The organism is Kordia sp. (assembly GCF_050633145.1).
Lineage (GTDB): Bacteria > Bacteroidota > Bacteroidia > Flavobacteriales > Flavobacteriaceae > Kordia.
Genome location: NZ_JBOEFY010000002.1, coordinates 53488 through 77270, shown reverse-complemented (window position 1 = coordinate 77270; position 23783 = coordinate 53488). Strand labels below are relative to the sequence as shown.

General features: G+C 34.6%; 37 protein-coding genes. 36 read left to right on the top strand and 1 reads right to left on the bottom strand.

Features of this window, described 5'->3' with window-relative positions:
* Positions 1–5: 5 nt before the first annotated feature.
* The 33 genes from rplV (at position 6) to ACRBBL_RS00630 (ending at position 16998) form a co-directional block, all read left to right on the top strand.
* Positions 6–413: a 50S ribosomal protein L22 gene (gene rplV, locus ACRBBL_RS00790; RefSeq protein ID WP_431367124.1), complete on the top strand. Its 408-nt coding sequence runs from the start codon at positions 6–8 to the stop codon at positions 411–413.
* Between the two features lie 10 nt (positions 414–423).
* Entirely contained in the window at positions 424–1146 is a 723-nt protein-coding gene (gene rpsC, locus ACRBBL_RS00785; RefSeq protein ID WP_420574690.1) for a 30S ribosomal protein S3, read from the top strand.
* A gap of 19 nt (positions 1147–1165) precedes the next feature.
* Positions 1166–1585: a 50S ribosomal protein L16 gene (gene rplP, locus ACRBBL_RS00780; protein WP_431367123.1), complete on the top strand. Its 420-nt coding sequence runs from the start codon at positions 1166–1168 to the stop codon at positions 1583–1585.
* 13 nt (positions 1586–1598) lie between these two features.
* Complete coding sequence (gene rpmC, locus ACRBBL_RS00775) at positions 1599–1790, top strand: 50S ribosomal protein L29 (protein ID WP_298514336.1); 192 nt, start codon at positions 1599–1601, stop codon at positions 1788–1790.
* 18 nt (positions 1791–1808) lie between these two features.
* Complete coding sequence (gene rpsQ / locus ACRBBL_RS00770) at positions 1809–2066, top strand: 30S ribosomal protein S17 (RefSeq protein ID WP_007094979.1); 258 nt, start codon at positions 1809–1811, stop codon at positions 2064–2066.
* A 2-nt stretch (positions 2067–2068) separates the two neighbouring features.
* Positions 2069–2437, top strand: coding sequence for a 50S ribosomal protein L14 (rplN, locus tag ACRBBL_RS00765; RefSeq protein ID WP_161416048.1), 369 nt, complete (start codon positions 2069–2071; stop codon positions 2435–2437).
* Positions 2438–2450: 13 nt separating this feature from the next.
* Positions 2451–2777, top strand: coding sequence for a 50S ribosomal protein L24 (rplX, locus tag ACRBBL_RS00760; RefSeq protein WP_431367122.1), 327 nt, complete (start codon positions 2451–2453; stop codon positions 2775–2777).
* 2 nt (positions 2778–2779) lie between these two features.
* Positions 2780–3331 (top strand): 50S ribosomal protein L5, encoded by a 552-nt coding sequence (gene rplE / locus ACRBBL_RS00755; protein ID WP_431367121.1) that lies wholly within the window; start codon positions 2780–2782, stop codon positions 3329–3331.
* A 2-nt stretch (positions 3332–3333) separates the two neighbouring features.
* Positions 3334–3603 carry a 30S ribosomal protein S14 gene (gene rpsN / locus ACRBBL_RS00750; protein ID WP_411129529.1) on the top strand — a complete coding sequence of 90 codons (270 nt, stop codon included), beginning with the start codon at positions 3334–3336 and terminating at the stop codon, positions 3601–3603.
* 60 nt (positions 3604–3663) lie between these two features.
* A complete protein-coding gene (rpsH, locus tag ACRBBL_RS00745; protein ID WP_431367120.1) occupies positions 3664–4062 on the top strand; it encodes a 30S ribosomal protein S8 in 399 nt (132 codons plus the stop codon).
* Between the two features lie 18 nt (positions 4063–4080).
* Positions 4081–4623, top strand: coding sequence for a 50S ribosomal protein L6 (rplF, locus tag ACRBBL_RS00740; RefSeq protein WP_431367119.1), 543 nt, complete (start codon positions 4081–4083; stop codon positions 4621–4623).
* Positions 4624–4632: 9 nt separating this feature from the next.
* Positions 4633–4986: a 50S ribosomal protein L18 gene (rplR, locus tag ACRBBL_RS00735; protein WP_431367118.1), complete on the top strand. Its 354-nt coding sequence runs from the start codon at positions 4633–4635 to the stop codon at positions 4984–4986.
* 6 nt (positions 4987–4992) lie between these two features.
* Complete coding sequence (rpsE, locus tag ACRBBL_RS00730; RefSeq protein ID WP_430412041.1) at positions 4993–5517, top strand: 30S ribosomal protein S5; 525 nt, start codon at positions 4993–4995, stop codon at positions 5515–5517.
* 12 nt (positions 5518–5529) lie between these two features.
* Positions 5530–5709 carry a 50S ribosomal protein L30 gene (gene rpmD, locus ACRBBL_RS00725; RefSeq protein ID WP_290683561.1) on the top strand — a complete coding sequence of 60 codons (180 nt, stop codon included), beginning with the start codon at positions 5530–5532 and terminating at the stop codon, positions 5707–5709.
* A 15-nt stretch (positions 5710–5724) separates the two neighbouring features.
* Positions 5725–6177 carry a 50S ribosomal protein L15 gene (gene rplO, locus ACRBBL_RS00720; RefSeq protein ID WP_431367117.1) on the top strand — a complete coding sequence of 151 codons (453 nt, stop codon included), beginning with the start codon at positions 5725–5727 and terminating at the stop codon, positions 6175–6177.
* A gap of 15 nt (positions 6178–6192) precedes the next feature.
* Positions 6193–7533 (top strand): preprotein translocase subunit SecY, encoded by a 1341-nt coding sequence (gene secY / locus ACRBBL_RS00715; RefSeq protein WP_431367116.1) that lies wholly within the window; start codon positions 6193–6195, stop codon positions 7531–7533.
* Positions 7534–7535: 2 nt separating this feature from the next.
* The gene (gene infA / locus ACRBBL_RS00710) at positions 7536–7751 is read left to right on the top strand and encodes a translation initiation factor IF-1 (protein WP_007094967.1); all 216 of its coding nucleotides are present in this window, start codon (positions 7536–7538) and stop codon (positions 7749–7751) included.
* Between the two features lie 4 nt (positions 7752–7755).
* Positions 7756–7872 carry a type B 50S ribosomal protein L36 gene (gene ykgO, locus ACRBBL_RS00705; RefSeq protein WP_008992256.1) on the top strand — a complete coding sequence of 39 codons (117 nt, stop codon included), beginning with the start codon at positions 7756–7758 and terminating at the stop codon, positions 7870–7872.
* A gap of 2 nt (positions 7873–7874) precedes the next feature.
* The gene (gene rpsM / locus ACRBBL_RS00700; RefSeq protein ID WP_431367115.1) at positions 7875–8249 is read left to right on the top strand and encodes a 30S ribosomal protein S13; all 375 of its coding nucleotides are present in this window, start codon (positions 7875–7877) and stop codon (positions 8247–8249) included.
* Between the two features lie 11 nt (positions 8250–8260).
* Positions 8261–8650: a 30S ribosomal protein S11 gene (gene rpsK / locus ACRBBL_RS00695; RefSeq protein WP_108115112.1), complete on the top strand. Its 390-nt coding sequence runs from the start codon at positions 8261–8263 to the stop codon at positions 8648–8650.
* An 82-nt stretch (positions 8651–8732) separates the two neighbouring features.
* The gene (rpsD, locus tag ACRBBL_RS00690) at positions 8733–9338 is read left to right on the top strand and encodes a 30S ribosomal protein S4 (protein ID WP_431367114.1); all 606 of its coding nucleotides are present in this window, start codon (positions 8733–8735) and stop codon (positions 9336–9338) included.
* A 25-nt stretch (positions 9339–9363) separates the two neighbouring features.
* Positions 9364–10356: a DNA-directed RNA polymerase subunit alpha gene (locus tag ACRBBL_RS00685; protein WP_007094962.1), complete on the top strand. Its 993-nt coding sequence runs from the start codon at positions 9364–9366 to the stop codon at positions 10354–10356.
* A gap of 60 nt (positions 10357–10416) precedes the next feature.
* Complete coding sequence (rplQ, locus tag ACRBBL_RS00680) at positions 10417–10887, top strand: 50S ribosomal protein L17 (protein ID WP_405300125.1); 471 nt, start codon at positions 10417–10419, stop codon at positions 10885–10887.
* A 169-nt stretch (positions 10888–11056) separates the two neighbouring features.
* The gene (locus ACRBBL_RS00675) at positions 11057–11887 is read left to right on the top strand and encodes an FkbM family methyltransferase (protein WP_431367113.1); all 831 of its coding nucleotides are present in this window, start codon (positions 11057–11059) and stop codon (positions 11885–11887) included.
* Positions 11888–11891: 4 nt separating this feature from the next.
* A complete protein-coding gene (gene carA, locus ACRBBL_RS00670) occupies positions 11892–13004 on the top strand; it encodes a glutamine-hydrolyzing carbamoyl-phosphate synthase small subunit (protein ID WP_431367112.1) in 1113 nt (370 codons plus the stop codon).
* 17 nt (positions 13005–13021) lie between these two features.
* Positions 13022–13624 (top strand): hypothetical protein, encoded by a 603-nt coding sequence (locus ACRBBL_RS00665; protein ID WP_431367111.1) that lies wholly within the window; start codon positions 13022–13024, stop codon positions 13622–13624.
* Positions 13625–13779: 155 nt separating this feature from the next.
* A complete protein-coding gene (gene eno / locus ACRBBL_RS00660) occupies positions 13780–15069 on the top strand; it encodes a phosphopyruvate hydratase (RefSeq protein WP_431367110.1) in 1290 nt (429 codons plus the stop codon).
* Between the two features lie 478 nt (positions 15070–15547).
* Entirely contained in the window at positions 15548–15712 is a 165-nt protein-coding gene (locus ACRBBL_RS00655; RefSeq protein ID WP_431367109.1) for a hypothetical protein, read from the top strand.
* A 77-nt stretch (positions 15713–15789) separates the two neighbouring features.
* Positions 15790–15954 carry a hypothetical protein gene (locus tag ACRBBL_RS00650; RefSeq protein ID WP_431367108.1) on the top strand — a complete coding sequence of 55 codons (165 nt, stop codon included), beginning with the start codon at positions 15790–15792 and terminating at the stop codon, positions 15952–15954.
* A 61-nt stretch (positions 15955–16015) separates the two neighbouring features.
* The gene (locus tag ACRBBL_RS00645; RefSeq protein WP_431367107.1) at positions 16016–16192 is read left to right on the top strand and encodes a hypothetical protein; all 177 of its coding nucleotides are present in this window, start codon (positions 16016–16018) and stop codon (positions 16190–16192) included.
* A 103-nt stretch (positions 16193–16295) separates the two neighbouring features.
* Entirely contained in the window at positions 16296–16481 is a 186-nt protein-coding gene (locus tag ACRBBL_RS00640; RefSeq protein WP_431367106.1) for a hypothetical protein, read from the top strand.
* A gap of 27 nt (positions 16482–16508) precedes the next feature.
* Complete coding sequence (locus ACRBBL_RS00635) at positions 16509–16685, top strand: hypothetical protein (protein WP_431367105.1); 177 nt, start codon at positions 16509–16511, stop codon at positions 16683–16685.
* A gap of 103 nt (positions 16686–16788) precedes the next feature.
* Complete coding sequence (locus ACRBBL_RS00630) at positions 16789–16998, top strand: hypothetical protein (RefSeq protein WP_431367104.1); 210 nt, start codon at positions 16789–16791, stop codon at positions 16996–16998.
* Between the two features lie 86 nt (positions 16999–17084).
* On the opposite strand, the gene ACRBBL_RS00625 is transcribed toward ACRBBL_RS00630, so the two are convergent.
* A complete protein-coding gene (locus ACRBBL_RS00625; protein ID WP_431367103.1) occupies positions 17085–17351 on the bottom strand; it encodes a hypothetical protein in 267 nt (88 codons plus the stop codon).
* Between the two features lie 189 nt (positions 17352–17540).
* Here ACRBBL_RS00625 and ACRBBL_RS00620 point away from each other — a divergent pair, with 189 nt between their 5' ends.
* The 3 genes from ACRBBL_RS00620 (at position 17541) to ACRBBL_RS00610 (ending at position 23501) form a co-directional block, all read left to right on the top strand.
* Positions 17541–18581 carry a hypothetical protein gene (locus ACRBBL_RS00620; RefSeq protein WP_431367102.1) on the top strand — a complete coding sequence of 347 codons (1041 nt, stop codon included), beginning with the start codon at positions 17541–17543 and terminating at the stop codon, positions 18579–18581.
* Positions 18582–18593: 12 nt separating this feature from the next.
* Positions 18594–19115 carry a DUF350 domain-containing protein gene (locus tag ACRBBL_RS00615; RefSeq protein WP_431367101.1) on the top strand — a complete coding sequence of 174 codons (522 nt, stop codon included), beginning with the start codon at positions 18594–18596 and terminating at the stop codon, positions 19113–19115.
* A 207-nt stretch (positions 19116–19322) separates the two neighbouring features.
* Entirely contained in the window at positions 19323–23501 is a 4179-nt protein-coding gene (locus ACRBBL_RS00610; RefSeq protein ID WP_431367100.1) for a leucine-rich repeat domain-containing protein, read from the top strand.
* Positions 23502–23783: the final 282 nt, after the last annotated feature.

Below are 23783 nucleotides of genomic sequence, written 5' to 3'. Positions count from 1 at the left end.
AAGCTATGGGAGTTCGTAAAAAAGAAAGAGCAGAGCAAATCAAAGAGGCTAAGAAAAGCATAGCCTTTGCAAAGTTGAATAACTGCCCTACTTCGCCAAGAAAAATGCGCTTAGTGGCGGATTTAGTAAGAGGTAAGAAAGTAGAAATAGCGCTTCATATATTAAAATTTAGCCAAAAAGAAGCTTCTCGTCGTTTAGAAAAATTGTTATTGTCTGCAATCGCAAACTGGCAAGCTAAAAACGAAGATGCAAGTGTAGAAGAAGCTGAATTATTTGTAAAAGAAATCCGAGTGGATAGTGGAAGTATGTTAAAAAGACTTCGTCCAGCGCCACAGGGTCGTGCACACAGAATTAGAAAACGTTCCAACCATGTTACATTGGTTTTAGGAGCTAATAATAATACACAAAGTTAAGATAGATAGTATGGGACAAAAGACAAATCCAATCGGAAATCGCCTTGGTATTATCAGAGGATGGGAATCTAACTGGTACGGAGGTAATGACTATGGAGATAAACTTGCTGAGGACGATAAAATCAGAAAGTATATCCATGCTCGTTTATCTAAAGCTAGTGTTTCTAGAGTAATTATTGAGCGTACGCTTAAACTTGTAACCGTTACTATCACTACGGCTCGTCCAGGTATCATTATTGGTAAAGGAGGTCAAGAGGTAGACAAGTTAAAAGAAGAGCTTAAGAAAATTACTGGTAAGGAAGTACAGATTAATATTTTTGAGATTAAGAGACCTGAACTTGATGCAAATCTAGTTGCTGCTAGTATTGCGCGTCAAATTGAAAACAGAATTTCATACAGAAGAGCTATTAAAATGGCAATTGCGGCTGCAATGCGTATGAATGCTGAAGGGATCAAAGTGCAAATTTCTGGACGTTTAAACGGAGCAGAAATGGCACGATCTGAATCTTATAAAGATGGTCGTATTCCTTTATCAACTTTCAGAGCAGATATTGATTATGCATTACATGAAGCTCACACTACTTACGGTAGATTAGGAGTGAAAGTATGGGTAATGAAAGGTGAGGTTTATGGAAAGAGAGAATTATCTCCATTAGTTGGAATGGCTAAAAAACAGTCAGGAAAAGGTGGAAACAATTCAGGTGGAAAAGGAAAATCTCGTCGTAGAAAGTAATTTTTTAAAGTAAAGAAAAATGTTACAGCCAAAAAGAACAAAATATCGTAAAGTACAGAAAGGGCGTATGAAAGGGAACTCAGGAAGAGGTCACTTACTTTCTAACGGTATGTTTGGTATTAAATCATTAGATGCAAATTTTTTGACATCTCGTCAAATCGAAGCAGCACGTGTTGCAGCAACTCGTTATATGAAAAGAGAAGGTCAATTATGGATCAAGATTTTTCCAGACAAGCCAATTACAAAAAAGCCGCTTGAGGTACGTATGGGTAAAGGTAAAGGTGCTCCAGAATATTGGGCAGCTGTTGTAAAACCTGGAAGAATAATTTTTGAAGTAGGAGGAGTTCCTATCGAAGTAGCTAAAGAAGCATTGCGCTTAGCTGCTCAAAAATTACCAGTTAAAACTAAGTTTATTGTAGCTCGAGATTTCGAAGCTTAATTTTTAATAAGTTATGAAACAATCAGAAATTAAAGAATTATCTGTAGCTGAGTTACAAGAAAAACTAAAGGAGCTCAAAAAAAATCATTCAGATTTGAAAGTAGCACATGCTATCTCTCCTTTAGATAATCCAATTCAGTTGCGTTCGGTAAGAAGAACAGTTGCGAGAGTAGCTACCGAACTAACTAAAAGAGAATTACAATAAATTGAATTCTACTGACAGATGGAAAAAAGAAATTTAAGAAAAGAGAGAATAGGTGTTGTTACCAGTAATAAAATGACGAAATCAATTGTGGTTTCTGAAGTTAAGCGAGTAAAGCACCCTATGTACGGTAAGTTCGTGTTAAAAACAAAGAAATATGTTGCACACGACGAAAAGAACGATTGTAACATTGGTGATACTGTGAAAATAATGGAAACACGTCCATTAAGTAAAACCAAGTGTTGGAGATTAGTTGAAATCATTGAAAGAGCTAAATAATTATGTTACAACAAGAATCAAGATTAAAAGTAGCTGATAACACGGGAGCTAAAGAAGTTTTAACGATCCGTGTATTAGGAGGAACTAAAAGACGTTATGCTTCTGTTGGAGACAAAATTGTTGTTACTGTAAAAGACGCTACTCCTAACGGAAGTGTCAAGAAAGGACAAGTTTCTACAGCAGTGGTTGTACGTACTAAGAAAGAAGTAAGGAGACCAGACGGATCTTATATTAGATTCGATGATAATGCATGTGTTCTTTTAAACCCAACAGGGGAAATGAGAGGAACTCGTGTTTTTGGACCGGTTGCCAGAGAACTTCGTGATAAACAATTCATGAAAATTGTATCATTAGCACCAGAGGTGCTTTAATACGTAGTTTAAGATGACAAAACTAAAGATAAAAACAGGAGATACAGTTAAGGTAATTGCTGGTGCTAATAAAGGTACTAAAGACAATCCAGTAACTGGTAAAGTGTTAAAAGTTCTGCGTGAAGATAATAAAGCAATTGTAGAAGGTGTGAATATCGTAAAGAAACACACTAAACCAAGTGCTCAAAGTCCTCAAGGTGGAATTATAGAAAAAGAAGCTCCAATTCATATTTCAAACCTTGCGTTGATGACTTCTAAAGGAGAAGCAACAAGAGTTGGATATAGAATGGAAGGAGATAAGAAAGTAAGGTTTTCTAAAAAATCTAATGAAGTACTATAGTTATGGGGTATGTTCCAAGATTAAAGCAAGAGTATAAGGATCGAGTTATCCAATCTCTTACAGAAGAGTTCAGTTATGCAAACGTAATGCAAGTTCCAAAACTTGAAAAAATTGTTTTAAGTAGAGGAGTTGGTGGAGCAGTAGCTGATAAGAAACTAATTGACCATGCTATTGAAGAGTTTGGGAAAATTACAGGACAAAAAGCGATAGCTACCATATCTAAAAAGGATGTTGCAACTTTCAAATTACGTAAAGGAATGCCAATTGGTGCGAAGGTTACGTTAAGAGGAGAGAAAATGTATGAGTTCCTTGATAGATTGGTTACTTCAGCCTTACCACGAGTAAGAGATTTTAATGGAATCAAAGCAAATGGTTTTGATGGAAGAGGTAATTATAACTTAGGAATTACTGAGCAAATTATCTTTCCAGAAATAAATATCGATAAAGTAAATAGAATTGCTGGAATGGATATTACATTTGTAACTTCTGCGTCAACAGATAAAGAAGCTAAATCATTATTAACTGAACTAGGATTACCTTTTAAAAAGAATTAATTATGGCTAAAGAATCAATGAAAGCCCGTGAGGTAAAAAGAGCAAAAACGGTTGCAAAATATGCTGAGAAAAGAAAAGCTTTGAAAGAAGCTGGAGATTACGAAGCATTACAAAAGTTGCCAAAAAATGCTTCTCCAATTCGTATGCACAATCGTTGCAAACTTACTGGAAGACCAAAAGGGTACATGCGTCAGTTTGGTGTTTCTCGTGTTATGTTCAGAGAAATGGCAAATAAAGGATTAATTCCAGGAGTTAAAAAGGCAAGTTGGTAAAATTATAAATTGGTTTCAGGTTCGATATAGTTCGAAAACCAAAACCGTAAATTCATACATATGTATACAGATCCAATAGCGGATTACTTAACAAGAGTCAGAAACGCCAGTAGAGCGGGACACAGAGTTGTCGAAATTCCGGCTTCAAAACTTAAAAAAGAGATCACAAAGATCTTATTCGATCAAGGATATATTTTAAGTTACAAGTTTGAAGACTCTACAGTACAGGGAAGCATCAAAATCGCTTTAAAATACGATAAGATGACTAAAGATCCTGTAATCAAGAAAATTCAAAGAATCAGTACGCCAGGTTTACGTCAGTACGCTGGAGCTAACGAACTTCCACGAGTATTAAACGGATTGGGAATTGCTATCGTATCTACTTCTCACGGAGTAATGACAGGAAAGCAAGCTCAACGTGAAAATGTTGGTGGAGAAGTTTTATGTTACGTTTACTAATTAAAAAGACTAGCAGAAATGTCAAGAATAGGTAAAAACCCAGTAAGTATTCCAGCAGGAGTTACTGTAGATATAAAAGATGGTCAGGTAACCGTAAAAGGTAAGTTAGGAGAATTGACACAAGAAATTGACAGTATTACTGTCAAAGAAGAAAATGGTCAAATCGTACTAGAACGCCCATCAGAAAGCAAAGATCATAGAGCAAAACACGGTCTATATAGAGCACTAATCAATAACATGATGGAAGGTGTCTCTAAAGGATTTACAAAAGAGTTACAATTAGTTGGAGTTGGATACAGAGCAAGTAACCAAGGACAAAGACTAGAGTTAGCTTTAGGATTCTCACATAATATTGTTTTAAACTTAGCTCCAGAAGTAAAAGTTGAAACAATATCTGAGAAAGGTAAAGATCCAATCATAAAATTAACTTCACACGACAAACAATTAGTAGGACAAGTTGCTGCTAAAATCCGTGGATTCCGTAAGCCAGAGCCTTACAAAGGAAAAGGAGTTAAGTTCGTTGGAGAAGTATTAAGAAGAAAAGCAGGTAAATCAGCTTAATAATTAATTATGGGATTATCAAAGACTGAAAGAAGACAGAGAATTAAAAGCAGAATTAGAAAAATCGTTGGCGGTACAGAAGCTAGACCACGATTGGCTGTTTTTAGAAGTAATAAAGAAATTTATGCTCAAATTATCAATGATGTAGACGGTAAAACAATTGCCGCAGCTTCATCAAGAGATAAGGATATCAAAGCTGAAGGAACTAAATCAGAAGTTGCTGCCTTAGTAGGTAAGTCAATCGCTGAAAAAGCACTAAAAGCTGGAATTGAAACAATTTCATTTGATAGAGGTGGATATTTATACCACGGAAGAGTAAAATCATTAGCAGAAGGTGCTAGAGAAGGAGGACTTAAATTCTAAGAAACTATGTATCAGAAATACAAAAACGCAGAATTAGTAAAGCCAGGTGGACTAGAATTAAAAGATCGTTTGGTAGGAGTACAACGTGTAACTAAAGTAACCAAAGGTGGTAGAGCTTTTGGATTCTCAGCTATCGTAGTTGTTGGAGATGAAAACGGTGTTGTAGGACACGGTTTAGGAAAATCTAAAGACGTAGCTACAGCAATTGCAAAAGCAATTGAAGATGCTAAGAAGAACTTAGTGCGTATTCCTTTGCAAAAAGGTACATTGCCTCATGAGCAAAAAGGTAAATACGGTGGAGCAAGAGTATATATTCAACCAGCATCTTCAGGTACTGGAGTTATTGCAGGTGGAGCTGTACGTGCAGTATTAGAAGCTGTAGGAGTTCATAACGTATTATCTAAATCTCAAGGATCATCTAACCCGCACAACGTAGTAAAAGCAACATTTGATGCTTTATTACAATTAAGAGATGCAGGTATCGTTGCAAAACAAAGAGGGATTTCTTTAGAGAAAGTATTTAAAGGATAAATCAAGGATAAAATGGCAAAAATTAAAGTAACACAAGTAAGAAGCAAAATTAGTCGTCCTCAAAATCAAAAGAGAACACTGGAAGCGCTTGGTCTTAAAAAGATCGGTCAGGTTGTAGAACATGAAGCTACACCAAACATCCTTGGAATGGTAAATAAAGTTAAACACTTAGTTTCTGTTGAAGAAGCTTAAAAATAACAATTGGTTATGGATTTAAGTAACTTAAAACCAGCTGAAGGTTCAGTTCAAAGTAATAACAAACGAGTAGGTAGAGGACAAGGTTCTGGAAAAGGTGGCACTGCAACAAGAGGTCACAAAGGAGCTAAGTCTCGCTCGGGTTATTCAAAGAAAATTGGATTTGAAGGTGGACAAATGCCGCTTCAGAGACGTGTTCCTAAGTTTGGTTTCACAAATATCAATCGTAAAGAATATCAAGGTGTAAATCTTGATAGACTTCAGGAATTAGTTGACGAAGGTAAAATCACAGATACTGTTGATTTAAATATATTAATAGCTAACAGAGTAGCTAGAAAAACTGATTTAGTGAAAATCCTTGGAAGAGGTGAACTTAAATCAAAATTAAAAGTTACCGCTCACAAATTTACAGCTTCAGCTAAAGCAGCTATCGAAGCAGCAGGAGGAGAAGCAGTAACTTTATAATTTCTACATAGAAGCATGAAAAAAATTATTGACACAATAAAAAGTATTTGGGGAATTGAGGAACTGAAAAATAAAATTTTAGTTACTCTAGGACTATTACTAGTGTATCGTTTTGGTGCACAAGTAAGTCTTCCAGGTATGGACTATACAAAACTTGGTGATGCATTTACTGGTAATTTTGATGATGGACTTGGAGGTCTATTAAATATGTTTACTGGTGGAGCCTTTGCTAAGGCTTCTGTATTTGCACTAGGAATTATGCCATATATATCTGCTTCTATTGTAGTTCAGTTGATGGGAATTGCAATTCCTTACCTACAAAAACTTCAAAAAGAAGGAGAAAGTGGTCGTAAAAAAATCACGCAAATCACACGATGGTTAACCATCCTTATCTGTTTGGTACAAGCACCATTCTATTTATGGGGGTTAGGCGCATTAGGAGTTCCTAATGAAGCATTTACAGTTGGAAAAGGATTAGATTTCATTATCCCATCTGTAATTATTCTTGTAACAGGAACTATCTTTGCAATGTGGCTTGGTGAAAAAATTACAGACAAAGGAATTGGTAATGGTATCTCATTATTAATTATGGTTGGAATTATTGCACAAATGCCTGTTGCGTTTGTACAAGAATTCGCTTCCAACTCAGGTAAACCAATGCTTATTCTTATAGAAATTGTAATATGGCTAGTAATTATATTAGCTAGTGTTATGCTGGTAATGGCTGTACGCCAAATACCAGTGCAATATGCTAGAAGAACAGCAACTGGTGGATATGAAAAGAATATGTTTGGAGCAAGACAATTTATCCCATTAAAGTTAAATGCATCTGGTGTAATGCCAATTATCTTTGCACAAGCTTTAATGTTTGTCCCTACAGCAATAGGACAAGGTTTAGGAACCGATTCTACAGTAGGACAATGGATGCAAGCCAATTTCCAAGATGTATTTGGATTATGGTACAATGTCTTATTTGCATTCCTTATCATCATATTTACATACTTCTACACAGCTATCACAGTGCCTACAAATAAAATGGCAGATGACTTAAAAAGAAGTGGAGGATTCATTCCAGGAATTCGCCCTGGTGGAGAAACTGGAGAATACTTAGACAAAATAATGTCTCAAATTACATTGCCTGGATCAATCTTCTTGGCATTGGTTGCAATATTCCCTTCAATTGTTGGAAACATCATGGGAATTCAGCCAAGTTGGGCATTATTCTTTGGAGGAACATCGTTGCTAATTATGGTAGGAGTTGCCATAGATACCATGCAACAAATAAACTCATACTTGTTGAATAGACATTATGATGGTTTAATGAAAACTGGTAAAAACCGTAAAGTAGTTGCATAATTATGGCTAAACAAGCTGCAATAGAACAAGATGGAACAATTATAGAAGCATTGTCAAATGCAATGTTCCGTGTAGAATTAGAAAATGGTCACATTGTAACGGCACATATCTCAGGAAAAATGCGTATGCATTATATCAAATTATTACCTGGTGATAAAGTGAAGTTGGAAATGAGTCCGTATGATTTAACAAAAGCAAGAATTACTTATAGATACTAAAATCATGAAAGTAAGAGCATCAGTAAAAAAGAGAAGTCCCGAGTGCAAAATTGTGCGTCGTAAGGGGAGATTATACGTAATCAATAAAAAGAATCCTAGATTTAAACAAAGACAAGGATAGTTATGGCAAGAATCGCAGGAGTAGACATTCCAAAACACAAAAGAGGTGTTATCTCATTAACATACATCTTTGGAGTAGGTAGAAGCAGAGCTAAACAAGTTTTAGCAACTGCAAACGTAAGTGAAGATACTAAAGTATCAGATTGGACCGATGAAGAAATTGGGAAAATCCGTGAAGCAGTAGGAACTTACACAATTGAAGGTGAATTACGTACCGAAGTTCAATTAAACATCAAACGTTTAATGGATATCGGTTGTTACAGAGGAATTCGTCACAGATCTGGACTTCCATTAAGAGGTCAGAGAACGAAGAACAACTCTAGAACAAGAAAAGGTAGAAGAAAAACTGTTGCTAACAAGAAAAAAGCAACTAAATAATATTTTGTAGTATGGCAAAGTCTAGCAAGAGTACAAAAAAACGTAAAGTAATAGTGGAGTCAGTTGGAGAAGCACACGTAACAGCATCTTTCAATAACATCATTATATCACTTACAAACAAAAAAGGAGATGTGATTTCTTGGTCATCTGCTGGTAAAATGGGCTTTAGAGGTTCTAAAAAGAACACACCTTATGCTGCACAAACTGCAGCAGAAGATGCATCTAAAGTAGCTCATGAAGCTGGTTTACGTAAAGTAAAAGTTTATGTAAAAGGTCCTGGAAATGGTAGAGAATCTGCTATCAGAACAATCCACAATGCAGGAATTGAAGTAACAGAAATTATCGATGTTACTCCATTACCACACAATGGATGTAGACCTCCAAAAAGAAGAAGAGTATAATTAATTTATTTTCACATTGAGAGATTAACGATTATCGAAGGACAGCCTTAATTCATAATCACTCTCATAATAACTATTAGAAATGGCAAGATATACTGGTCCAAAAACTAAAATTGCTCGTAAATTCGGAGAAGCAATTTTCGGAGATGATAAATCTTTTGATAAAAGAAATTATCCTCCAGGTCAACACGGAAATAACAGACGTAGAGGAAAAAAATCTGAATACGCTATCCAGTTGATGGAAAAACAAAAAGCAAAATATACTTACGGAATTCTTGAGCGTCAGTTCAGAAACTTGTTCGAAAGAGCTAACAGTAGTAAAGGAATTACTGGTGAAGTATTATTACAATTATGTGAATCTCGTTTAGACAACGTTGTTTACAGAATGGGAATTTCTCCAACAAGAAGTGGTGCAAGACAATTAGTATCTCACCGTCACATTACTGTAAATGGAGAAAAGGTAAATATTCCTTCTTATACACTAAAAGCTGGTGATGTAGTTGGAGTAAGAGAGAAATCAAAATCTCTTGATGTAATTGATAGAGCATTAGCAAATGCGAACCACGTATACGAGTGGATCACATGGAACGGAGACAAGAAAGAAGGTACGTATGTATCAATTCCGGAAAGACTTCAAATTCCTGAAAACATCAAAGAGCAATTAATCGTAGAATTATATTCTAAATAATAATAAATCAGAAAGTATTCTTAATATGGCATTATTAAACTTCCAAAAGCCCGACAAAGTTATCATGATTGACTCATCTGAGTTCGATGGCAAATTTGAATTTCGTCCTTTAGAACCTGGTTATGGGCTAACTATAGGGAACGCATTAAGAAGAGTACTTCTATCATCATTGGAAGGTTTTGCGATTACTTCTGTACGAATAGACAAAGTAGATCACGAATTTTCAACGATTTCTGGTGTTGTAGAAGATGTAACGGAGATTATTTTGAACTTAAAGCAAGTACGCTTTAAAAGACAAATAGACGATATCGATAACGAATCTGTATCTATTTCTGTTTCAGGAAAAGAACAACTTACTGCTGGTGATTTCCAAAAATTCATCTCTGGTTTCCAAGTGTTAAATCCAGATTTAGTTATCTGTAACATGGACGCTAGTGTGAACATTAACATGGAAATTACTATCGAAAAAGGTAGAGGGTATGTTCCAGCTGAAGAAAACAAAAAATCAAATGCTCCATTAGGAACAATTTTTACAGATTCTATTTATACACCTGTAAAGAATGTAAAATATAGCATAGAAAACTATCGTGTTGAACAAAAAACTGATTATGAAAAATTAGTTTTCGAAATCATCACTGATGGATCTATTCATCCTAAAGAAGCTTTAACTGAAGCTGCAAAAACGTTAATTCACCATTTCATGTTATTCTCTGATGAGCGTATCACTCTTGAAGCGGATGAAATTGCACAAACAGAAACGTATGATGAAGAATCATTACACATGCGTCAACTACTAAAAACAAAATTAGTAGATATGGACCTTTCTGTAAGAGCATTAAACTGTTTAAAAGCAGCAGAAGTAGATACATTAGGAGACTTAGTATCTTACAATAAAAATGATTTAATGAAGTTTAGAAACTTTGGTAAAAAATCTTTAACTGAGCTAGAAGAGCTAGTAAATGTAAAAGGTTTAAGTTTCGGAATGGACTTATCAAAATACAAATTAGATAAAGATTAATTCCTTTGTAATTTGCTCCTCAAACGAGTTGAAGCAAGATAAAGGTAAAAAACAAATGTCATGAGACACGGAAAGAAAGTAAACCACTTAGGTAGAAAAACTGCTCATAGAAAAGCAATGTTAGCAAACATGGCTTGTTCTTTAATCGAGCACAAGCGCATCAACACAACTGTTGCAAAAGCGAAAGCATTAAAACAATTTGTTGAGCCATTAGTAACTAAGTCTAAAGAAGACACAACGCACAATCGTCGTTTAGTATTCAGTAAGCTTAGAAACAAGTATGCAGTAACTGAGTTATTTAGAGATGTAGCTGTAAAAGTTGCTGACAGACCAGGTGGATACACAAGAATAATCAAGTTAGGAAATCGTCTTGGAGATAATGCTCAAATGGCATTAATCGAATTAGTGGACTACAACGAAACGTACAACACTGAGAAGAAAGCGAAAACAACTAGACGTAGTAGAAGAGGTGGTAAAAAATCTGCAACTCCTGCACCAGTTGAAACTCAAGCTTCTAACGAAGAAGAATAATGGAAATCAATTCATTACATATAAAAGGATAAACTTTATGAGTTTATCCTTTTTTTTATATTTGAGAAACTCAGATTTGAAAAGCTTAAAAGGTAAACTTAAAAGAAGAGTCTCAAAAATTGTACTAGAGAATTAAATTGATTTTTAAATTCAAAAACGAATCACAAAAATGATCAAACTTGTAAAGTCATTATTTCCAAAAAAACTAAAGAAGTTTATAAAACGGAAAGTTCTTAAAAAAGGATATGTTACTAAACCTGTCCATATAACTTCTTTAATTAAGGATGAATTTACATTAGATTGTACAATAGCGTATAACAAATACGGAGGATACTGCACACCTTTTTCTGTGCAAAAAGAATCAGTAGTGCAGGCAATTCTCAAAGGAAATGTATACGAGCCTGAAACAATTCAATACATTATCGATCATTGTAAAAATGGAGATGTAGTACAAGCAGGTGCTTTTTTTGGAGACTTCCTTCCTGGAATCGCTAAAAACATTTCCAAGAATGCGAAAGTATGGACATTTGAGCCTAGCTCAGAATACTACAGATGTGCAGAAATTACTTGTCTAATCAACAACTTACATAACGTAAAACTCTTTCAAGTTGGCTTGGGAGCCGAAAAATCTGAACAACGATTACAAATTGCAACAGAAGATGGAAGACAATTAGGTGGCGCTAGTAGAATAATTGATTCAGAAAATGGTAAATTTGTACCGATTAAAATCGAAACGTTAGATAGTATCATTCCCGAAGACAGAGATATTTCAATACTTCAATTTGATTTAGAAGGTTTTGAAATTCCTGCACTTAAAGGAGCTATCAAAACAATACAGCGATGCAAACCAATATTAATATTAGAAATATTATCACATAACGACATTTTAACCAATGATTGGTTTAAGGAAAACATTCTTTCTTTAGGTTATCAAATCACTGGAAAAGTACACAACAATACAATAATTACAACAGAACACAATACAACTAAATTAGCATAGCGATATGAAATACCAAAATCGACAAAAAGCACTATTACTTTTGGAAGATGGAACTATCTTCTACGGGAAAGCAATTGGACAACCAGGAACCGCTTTCGGGGAAGTATGTTTCAACACAGGAATGACAGGGTACCAAGAAATCTTTACAGATCCATCGTATTATGGACAACTAATGGTTACAGCAAATGTACACATTGGAAACTACGGAACAGCCGAAGACGAAATGGAATCTGATAGTGTAAAAATTGCAGGTTTAATATGTAAAAACTTTAGTTACGAATTCTCTAGAGATGCTGCCGACAGTTCTTTAAAAGAATTCTTAGACAAAAACAACTTATTCGCAATTTCGGATGTAGACACAAGAGCATTGGTAAGCTACATAAGAGATAATGGAGCAATGAATGCCGTAATCTCTACTGATGTGGACGATGTAGAAGGATTGAAAGCAAAACTTGCTGAAGTGCCAAGTATGGCAGGATTGGAATTGGCTTCAAAAGTATCTACGAAAGAACCATACATCTACGGAGACGAAAACGCAACACACAAAATTGCAGCTTTAGACATTGGTGTAAAGAAAAACATCTTAAGAAACTTAGCAAAACGTGATGCATGTATCAAAGTGTTTCCATACAATGCAACATTCGAAGAAATGAACGCATGGAATCCAGATGGATACTTCTTATCTAACGGACCTGGAGATCCAGAACCTTTAAGTGATGCTATTACATTTGCAAAAGAAGTCATCAAACGTGATTTACCATTATTTGGAATCTGTTTAGGACACCAAGTAATCGCATTAGCAAATGGAATTTCAACGTATAAAATGCACAACGGACACAGAGGAATCAATCATCCTGTAAAAAACATGCTAACTGGAAAAGGTGAGATCACTTCACAAAATCATGGTTTTGCAATCAACAGAGAAGAAACGGAAGCAAATGCAAATGTAGAAATCACACATGTACATTTAAATGACAATACAGTAGCGGGAATTCGCATCAAAGACAAAAACTGTTTCTCTGTACAATACCATCCAGAAGCAAGTCCAGGACCACATGATGGAGAATATCTATTTGATCAATTCATAGAAAACATTCAAAAAGTAAAAACAGTTTAATTACAATCTAAAATAAAATGCAAAGAATCATCACGTTCGTATGTGCAATAGTATTGGTAGTTTCCTGTAAAAACGATCCAAAATCTGAAAAAGGAAAAGTATCAAATGATACTACAACCAAAGTTGAAGAAGTAAAACTTTCATCAAGTCAAGATCAATTATTATCTACAACTATTGCCTATTTTAAAAAGTGTAAAGCCGAATCGACAAACAGAAATGATTGTAGAAACAGCATTACAAAAATGATCACAGAATTCTATAATATTGGTGATTTTCGAGCAAAAGATGGTGGTTTTGTAATCTATGACAGTATTCAACCTATAGTAAAAAGATCGAGTGCTTGGACAAAATTAGGAAACGCAAGCGATCAAGAAGCATTAAAGAAAGCACAACAAGCAGCTAATAATGGAAAAGCAACCATTGCAATAGATGTATCACAAACATACGGACAAGTAGCAATGATTATTCCTGGGAAACTGACAAAATCAGGTTCATGGAAAAGCAATGTGCCAAATACGGCTGCGTTGGTAAACTATAGTGCAGACAAGTCGTTTATGAACAAATCCTTATCGTACGCGTTCAAATCTGCAGAAAATATCATGCTATTTACTAAGGAGTAGTTGCATTATTTTTTGAAGAAAACGTTTTCGCATTTTATAAAAAGAGATAAAAAAGCAACATTGCTAACATATCCATAAAAGCAAAGCTAAAGCCTATAAAACACGGGAGAGTTTTGTAAATTAGCCAGTAAAGACAACAAAAGATACAAAGAAAAATGAGCAGAATTATCAACATTCACGCAAGACAAATATTAGATTCAAGAGGAAATCCAACTGTAGAAGTAGATGTAGTAACGGAAAATGGAGTATTGGGAAGAGCAGCAGTACCATCAGGAGCATCGACAGGTGAACATGAAGCTGTAGAATTGAGAGATGGCGGAAACGCTTACATGGGAAAAGGAGTGAGTAAGGCTGTTCAAAATGTAAATACAACCATTGCAGAAGAATTAATGGGAGTTTCTGTATTTGAACAAAATCATATCGACAAAGCAATGATCGATTTGGATGGAACGCCAAACAAAGGAAACTTAGGAGCAAATGCAATCTTAGGAGTTTCATTAGCAGCAGCAAAAGCAGCAGCAAACGAACTAGGAATGCCTTTATACAGATATGTTGGTGGAGTTTCTGCAAATACATTACCTGTACCAATGATGAACATCATCAATGGAGGTTCGCATTCAGATGCACCAATCGCGTTTCAAGAATTTATGGTAATGCCTGTAAAAGCTAAAAACTTTACACATGCAATGCAAATTGGAACGGAAATTTTTCACAACCTTAAAAAAGTATTACACGACAGAGGTTTAAGTACAGCTGTTGGTGATGAAGGTGGTTTTGCACCAACTTTAGATGGAACAGAAGATGCGTTAGATACAATCTCATTAGCAGTTGCAAATGCAGGATATAAACTAGGTGATGAAGTAATGATTGCTTTAGATTGCGCTGCGGCGGAATTTTACGTAAACGGAAAATACGACTATGCTAAATTTGAAGGAGAAACAGGAAAAGTAAGAACGTCTAAAGAACAAGCAGATTACTTAGCTGAATTAGCAGCAAACTATCCTATCATTTCTATTGAAGATGGAATGGACGAAAACGATTGGGAAGGTTGGAAATACCTAACTGAAATTATCGGAGACAAAGTACAACTAGTTGGAGACGATTTATTTGTGACGAATGTAGAGCGTTTATCACGAGGAATTGAAAACAACACTGCAAACTCAATCTTAATCAAAGTAAATCAAATTGGAACGTTGACAGAAACAATTGCGGCTGTAAACATGGCGCACAATGCTGGATACACATCAGTAATGTCACACAGATCTGGAGAAACAGAAGATAATACAATTGCAGATTTAGCAGTTGCGTTAAACACAGGACAAATCAAAACAGGTTCGGCTTCACGTTCAGATAGAATGGCAAAATACAATCAATTATTACGTATCGAAGAAGAACTAGGAGCAGTAGCTTACTATCCGCAAGACAAAGCTTTTAAAATAAGCTAGTATTTCATACAAATACACACATTAAAAAACGAGTTTCTGCAAAGGAGCTCGTTTTTTTGTTTATGACAATTCACGGAATTATAGTAAACTTTTTTTAGTTGTATTTAACAGACTTTTTTTGCCAAAAACTGAATAAATCTCACATTCTTCAGGTTTCCGATAATTCGCGGAATCGTCGTTGGCTTTACTGTTTTCGCATAGTTCTACTAATTACTTTTACCTCAACAAAATTAATTATAGAAGTCTAACTTAAAACTATGTAGCATGAAAAAAAGAGAATTAAAGACATTAAATCTTAATAGAAAATCTGTTTCCAATCTAAATCTTACGGGAGGATCTTCTCCTGTTCCACCAAGATCTTATGGTCGTACAGATTGTGTGAGTTGTTATCCATGTCAAACATCTGTACCAAGATAATATATCCATGAAAAGGCAGCTTAAAAGCGAATAATATTAAAATTAATTAAAACTATGCATTATGAAAAAAAAAGCATTAAAAATATTAGGACTCAACAAAAAATCGGTTTCCAATCTCAATCTTTTGGGAGGAGCTGCTCCAGCTTCAGGTAACACTCATATTACTTGTCCGAGTTGCAGACGTTCTTGTCTTCCTTGTTCGATAACTCTAGCAGATGAAGACTGATGTAAAAAAGGAGCTTAAGCACTTTTAAAGTAAAATGCTGAAAAGCAAATTATAATAATAAATCAAAACTATGCATTATGAGAAAAAGAACATTAAAAACATTAAATCTTAACAGAAAATCTGTTTCTAATCTAAATCTAACAGGAGGATCTTCTCCAGCTCCACCTAGATCTGATGCTAAGACAGGTTGCATGAGTTGTGCACGTCCTTGTGATAACTATCGAACGACTGTAGCAAACTAATATACTTGTGGAAAGGTAGCTTAAAAGCGAATAATATTAAAATTAATTAAAACTACACATTATGAAAAAACAATCATTAAAAACATTAGGACTCAATAAAAAATCGGTTTCCAATCTCAATCTTTTGGGAGGAGCTGCTCCAGCTTCAAGTAACACAAATGCACGTACAGCTTGCATAAGTTGTACACGCTCTTGCCTTCCTTGTAAAATAACACTCAAGGTGGAAGGATGTGATTAAGAAAAAATCAAATTCTGTTTGAGCATGATGCGCATAACAGAATCTGTTTAAAAAAGTAAAATGCTGAAAAGCAAATTATAATAATTAATTAAAACTACACATTATGAAAAAAAGATCATTAAAAACATTGGGTCTAAACAAAAAATCCATCTCTAGCTTAAACCTTACAGGAGGAGCAGTAGGAGCTTCAAGTCATCCTAGTCTTCGTACAGCTTGTTTGAGTTGTACACGTTCTTGCGATCCTTGTGATATATCATTGGATGAAAACAAATGTAAAAAAGAAGCTTAAAAACAAATCATATTAAAACTACACATTATGAAAAAAAGATCATTAAAAACATTAGGACTCAACAAAAATTCTATTTCTAGTTTAAACCTTACAGGAGGAGCAGCAGGAGCTTCAAGTCATCCTAGCGCTCGTACTGCCTGTATGAGTTGTACACGTTCTTGTCTTCCTTGCAAAATAACGCTCAAGGTGGAAGGATGTGATTAAGAAAAAATCAAATTCTGTTTGAGCATGATGCGCATAACAGAATCTGTTTAAAAAGTAAAATTGCTGAAAGGCAACTATTAATAATTAATTAAAACTATATATTATGAAAAAAAGATCATTAAAAACATTAGGTCTAAACAAAAAATCTATCTCTAGTTTAAATGTAATGGGAGGAGCAGTAGGAGCTTCTAGTCATCCTAGCGCTCGTACAGCTTGTATGAGTTGTACACGTTCTTGCGACCCTAAATGTCCAATCACTTTAGCAGATGAAGATGGTTGTAAAGCAGACGGACAACAGCAACAACAAGGATAAACAATCTTTGGGGGAAAATTCACGTACATAAAAATGTGAAAAAGGAAACCGCTTACAGATATGTAAGCGGTTTTTTGTTTTTGACGTTATGCGCAATTTACGCATGTTAAACCTTCACAAGCAGTTTGTCTACAAGTCAATATACCTTCAGTGAATGGTGGTATTGTCGGATCTGGACAACCACAACTTACATGCGGACAATACGAAAACACTTTTGTGTACTTCTCTGTAAAGTCGATAATAGTATCAATAATTGATCCCACATCGACAGAAGCATTTCCTCCTAAGGTCTTATTTAAATTACTAACCGATTGTTTACGGAGCGCTAAACTCTTCAAATTCTTTTTCTTCATAATCTTAAATGTGTTGATTTATAGAAAGTTATAAAAAAACAAGATCATTTAATTACGGTTTTGCCGTAATAAGCTACTTAAAACAACAAGGTAAATCAACAAAAAAACTAAAACTCAAAAGCGAAGCAGCCCAAGACCAAAAACCGAAATCCCATGATCAAAAACCAAAAAAAATACTATCTTTAACACATGACCAAACACCAAAAACCAAATGGATGCTTCGTAGGCTTTCAAAGACTCTTCTCAGGGCTTATGGCAGTTTTGGCGACTATTTTTTTAATTATCGTACTAGTTCACTTAACGTATACGGTCAAAATAAAAGGAATGTCACTCCTAGTGGTCGCAGTAAGTAGTTTATTTGTGTTGCGATATGTTTGGAAAAAAGTAAAACGAAAATCATCTTCCAACAAGGAAGTAATAAAAGGTATCTTTTCAGATTTTTTGAGAACCATTTCTGTATTTGTTGTTTTCTCTATAGTGATGACGATTTTAATCAACAATACACAACACAACACCCAAATAGAGCCTAAAAAAGAGGATGACAACAAAACAGAAGTCGTAACAACTACAGAAAACGGAAATCAAATTCGATACATCGTAAACAAACAATATTGGAAAGACTTTGATCGAAACTGGCATAAAATGGATTTCAAAATTGCAGAAAGTAGTGTTGCGAAATCAAAAAAGAACCGCCGTAATTATCGATATACGCGAAACTTTTCTTGGGGAAGTTTTTACAAACACATGGCAGATCATGATCGTACATTATTAGAACATTTATATAAATCGTTTGACAAACTGCAAAAAGAAAAAAAACTAAATCGCAGAAAGTTTGCGGAATTAATCATAACAAGCATTCAAGACATTGAATACAATTACATAAAATCAACACCATGCGATGGAACTGAAGAGTATCCATGTGTCGGAAATGTTCGACTTGGAATCTTTGCTCCTGCTGAATTTAGTGCAAACTTACAAGGTGATTGCGATTCACGAACAGTATTATTATTTGTGCTTTTAAGAAAATTCAACTATAAAGTTGCTATCTTAAACAGTGATGAGTATAGACATTCTGTGTTAGGAATCAGTCTGCCAGCACAAGGAAAATATAAAGTATATAACAGAAGAAAATATTATTTCGTAGAAACTACAGCAAAAGGTTGCCCAATCGGATACTTGCCACCAAAAGTATCAAACACTCGTTATTGGGACTTTGTTTTAGTCAATTAAAAAAGAAAACTCATGAACACAGACGTATTCTATCTAGCATTAAGTCAACTAGTACTATCCATTGTATTAGCGATCATCATATTCTTTATTTCGTATAAAGTATTAATCAAAATATTTAAACTAAAAGAAGAGAATCTAAACGATTCCAACTTGGCATTAAGTATCTTCTTTTCAGGAATCATTTTCAGTACAGGATATCTGTTAAGCGGAATTATTCCATCAATTATTGGCGCAATAGAAATGCTGAAAATTCATGCAAAAGAAAATTTATTTGTAGAAGTCTTAAAATACTCTTCTATATCTTTATTCGTAGGATTCTTATTAGCAGGAGTCATTCACTTTAGTGCTTTTATGCTTACAAAATCATTGACAAAACATGTAGATGAAGTGAGCGAATTGCGAAAAAATAATTTAGCTGTCGCAATTTTACTTGCAACTATCATTATCTCCATCACAATTATAGCAAAAGACAGTCTCGTATTCTTGATCGAACTTTTCTTGCCACAACCAGTTGTTACAGAATATACAGGCTGAAAAATAATCATGATTTTATGACATAAATGGACGAAAAATAAAATTCATTTAAGTACATTAGCTAAAGTAAGTTTTTCCCCATAGTTCGTATTCATTTAATACGTTTTATTACACAAGAAAAACAATGATCATTATTTTTTTCAAGGTATATTTATATATCGTCTTTTGTTCTATTTACGATTTAAAAAAATAACTAAATCTGTTTACATGGGATTAAAACTACTATTTGTATTCTTAACTGTTACTAACATTCTATGTGCAGCTTCAGAAGTTGTGCCACTTTCAAACGATAATTTTACCAATACACTTCCACTAATTAATGAAGATAGCGATACTTCAAATACAGTAGAAGCAAGCACTGATGAAGTCAATGTGCCAGATACGCCCGAATTAGCCATACCAATTACGCCTTTACCAGAAGGAACAGGTTGTCAAAACGATAACCTAATTGAACTTGATTTTGGAATATCTGGTATAACAGATAGTGGTTTGGGCGGATGTAGATTTACTGGTTCTGGAACACTAGATCTATTTTTTACATGGACAGCAACAACCGATGGTTTAAAATTTGAGAGATTTGGAAGTAATGAAGCTGTTGGAGTCATTGTTAGAAATGCAATGGCACCGTATGATATAATTGATTGTACAAGCCTAGGTTCAGGTAATTCTTCAGATATTATTTTTACAGGTTGGGAAGTAGGAGACAATCTCATAATTCAAGTAAATAGAACACGATTTCCTTCTGGTGGAACTATGATTTCACGTTTCTGTTTAGAAGAAAAAACAATTATTCCGCCACCGAACGATACAGCTGCTGGAGCAATTCCGATAACGCCAAGCGCTGTAGGAAGTGATTGTTCCATAACGAGTAATAACCTAACTGTACTTTTCGACACAGATACCTATACTACCACAGATAGCGGATTAGATAGTAGTTGTAGAGGTGAAAACACAGGTGCAGATCAATTCTTTACATGGACAGCAACTTCTACAGGTTTGCTTTTTGGACCCAATACTGACTTAGTTGGAATTACAATTCGAAGTACTTCGGGGGTTGAATATGTATGTGCTGTAAGATCATACGGAGATTCTGTGAGACTTAGTGGATGGCAACTTGGAGAAGAACTCATCATTCAAATACATTTATACAAATACACACATCATGATTCTCGTACATTCTGTTTGCAAGAATTCAATACTCCAGAAAATGATTTAATAACTGGAGCCATTCCAATTGTTCCTGATGATTTTGGGGAGTATTGTATTGAAAGAACCTTACCTTTTAGTACGGATGGAACTACCGATAGTGGACTAGACGGAACATGTAATGCTGGCAATACAGGATATGATCAATTTTTTACATGGACGGCAACAACCGATGCATTAATTTGGACAACACTTGGAGGTAATCCTGGGATTATTATAAGAAATGCTGTAGGAAATGAGATTATATGCACAAATGCTATTGGTGTTACTCCAGAAGATACTGTTTTAAGTGGTTGGGAAGTAGGTGATGAATTAATTATTCAAATTTATTCTTGGGTATTTCAAACGAGTATAGAGCCTTATCCATTGGATCTAACACCCGCGAGGGATGTGTCATTCTGTCTGCAAGAATATATGTTAATAGTACCTCCAGGACAAACATTTGTACCAGACAATAACTTTGAGCAAGCATTAATCGATTTAGGTTATGATGATGTGTTAGATAATTATGTGCTTACGGCAAATATTAATACACTAACTTCTTTAAATATTGCCAACAAAAACATTGTAAAACTTAAAGGAATTGAAGATTTTACAGCATTACAGCAATTGGATTTTAGTGATAATATGGTTACTGTTTTAGATGTTAGTCAAAATGCACAATTGACAACATTGGTATTTCCTAACAATGCCCTAAGGGAGTTAGATGTTTCTCAAAATCCACTGTTAACAACGATACTTGCAGAAGGAAATTCATTATGGAGAATCGATGTCATTCAAAATCCATTATTAGAAAATTTGAATGTTGCTAACAATTCATTTAATAGTTTAATTTTAACTCAAAATCTAGCGTTAACAATCGTAAATGCAGCAAATAATTCATTAAGAAGGATCGATGTTACTCAAAATATCGCATTAACATCTTTAACAGTAAACGAAAACAGTATTACGACATTAGATGTTACAAACAATCCATCACTGTCGTATGTGTCTGCGGCAGATAATGAATTAACCTCAGTTGATATAACTCAAAATCCACTACTGTCAGCTGCATATTTTGGAAACAATCAATTAAACAGTATTGATGTATCACAAAACCCAACACTACAAACACTAAATATTGACGGAAACAGTCAAATTTCAACTATAAATGTCACTGTAAATACTGCTTTGGAAGTTTTAAACATAAGCAATACGCAAATTTCAGAAGTAGCTATTTCAGACAATATAAACTTAAAAAGTCTATCACTAGCAAATTGCCCTATCGCAGGAATTGATGTTACGGATAATGTCTTACTAGAAACGTTACATGCCGAAGGAAGCTCGCTATTTAATATAGACGTATCTCAAAACCCAGACTTAGTAAATTTATCTTGTAATGATAGCGACATGCTTAATAGTATAAATATTCAAAATGGAAACAATGCAAATGTCTTAACTTTCAATACTACAAACACACCAAGTTTAAGCTGTGTTCAGGTAGATGATGCGGCATACAGTACTGCCTATTGGAACAATGTTGATCTCGGCACAAACTTCACTACGGATTGTAATTTTCCTGAAAATGATAATTGTGTAGATGCCATTGCTGTGCCAATTAGTACTGTTCTTTGCGAAAATGCTGTTGCCGGAACGCTAGCATTGTCTACAAACTCAAACACATTTCAATGTTTTGGAGACTCAGGTAGCTTTTCAGATGTTTGGTTCAGCTTTGTAGCCACAGAAACTACGCATAACATCAAAATACTAAATTCATCTGGAATTAATTCAGGAATATATATTACTGTCATTGATGGACAAACCTATAACTGCGGAAACATCACCGATGCAATCTATTGTTCAACTTCAAATGCATTAGAAGATGAGGTAACAGGATTTACTATTGGAAATACTTACTACCTTCAAGTATATACAGATATAGCTGCTTCGACAGAAACATTTGATGTGTGTGTTGCCACAACAACGACACCAGGACTTACCTATGTGCCAGATGATAACTTTGAACAAGCACTCATCGATTTAAACTTTGACGATGTGTTGGACGATTATGTAGCAACGGCAAATATCAATACGGTAACTAACTTAAACATTCGAAATCTCGGTATTTCTGATCTTACAGGAATAGAAGACTTTGCAGCATTGGAAATCTTAGACTGTGGTGTAAACCTTTTAAGTGTACTAGATTTAAGTAACAATAGCAACCTAAATGATGTAGCAGCAGACAATAATATGTTGACTAGCTTCAATATAAAAAACGGAAACAATACCAATATAATAGCATTTACCACGCTTGGAAACCTTGATTTATCCTGTATTCAAGTAGATATTGCTGTATATAGTACAACCAATTGGCCAAATATCGAACCTACTACAAGTTTTAGTGAACTTTGTAATACTTCGGTTCAAATAGCGGCAAAAGTATACTTACAAGGCGCTATGCTACAAAGCACCAATGGTTTTATGCGAGCCGACTTAAAAGATAATAATTACATTGATACAGCCGCCAGCCCTTATGGAGATGGAGTTAGTATATCTTATGAGGCTTTTACCGCTGTAGGGAATGATAAAATAGTCGATTGGATATGGATAGAACTTAGAGATGCCACAAATCCTACGACGATCATTGATGGAAAATCAGCAATACTACAAAGCGATGGCGATATTGTAGATGCGGCCGCAAACAATGTTTCTACTCCGATAAGCTTCAGTCAAGATGCAGGCGATTATTATATTGTCATAAAACACAGAAATCACTTTGGAATCATGTCAAATAGTACTTTTGCGCTGTCTGATACAGTCACTGCTGTAGATTTTACAAATAGTAACAATCCAATTACCTATGGAACACATGCGCAAACGACCTTTGGAATGCCAGAAAACACTCTAGGAATGTGGTGTGGTGATGTAAATGGAGATCATTTAATCCAATATTCGGGAAACAGTGCAGATACACCAGCGATTCTCTCAAAAGTACTAAATGATCCAGGAAACTTTCTAAACTTCCCTACCTATAGAGTTTTAGGTTATGATGCACACGATATCAATATGGATGGTCACACACAATATTCAGGTACAAATCCTGATGCACCATTTTTATTGCAAAATGCATTGGCACATCCAGGGAACTTCTTAAACTTTCCCACCTTTCAAATTATAGAACAATTGCCAGAACATGAATAGAAGAATAAAAAAATCACTTTAATGATGTGTTTGTTTAAGCTCAAGATGAGGTTTTAAAAGCTTTAAAATAATCACCATACAATTTTAACAATCGTTATTTATAAATATCGATGGATTTAAGATTTTTAATCCCAAAAATAAAATTCATTTAAGTATTTTCGCAAAAGCAATTTCCCCGCTAACCAATACAATCTTTTAATTGACTTTATTATATAGTAAGTAGCAAAATTTACTATATAACGGTATTAGTAAACGCTTTCCTAGTTTGTTTTTACTTGAATT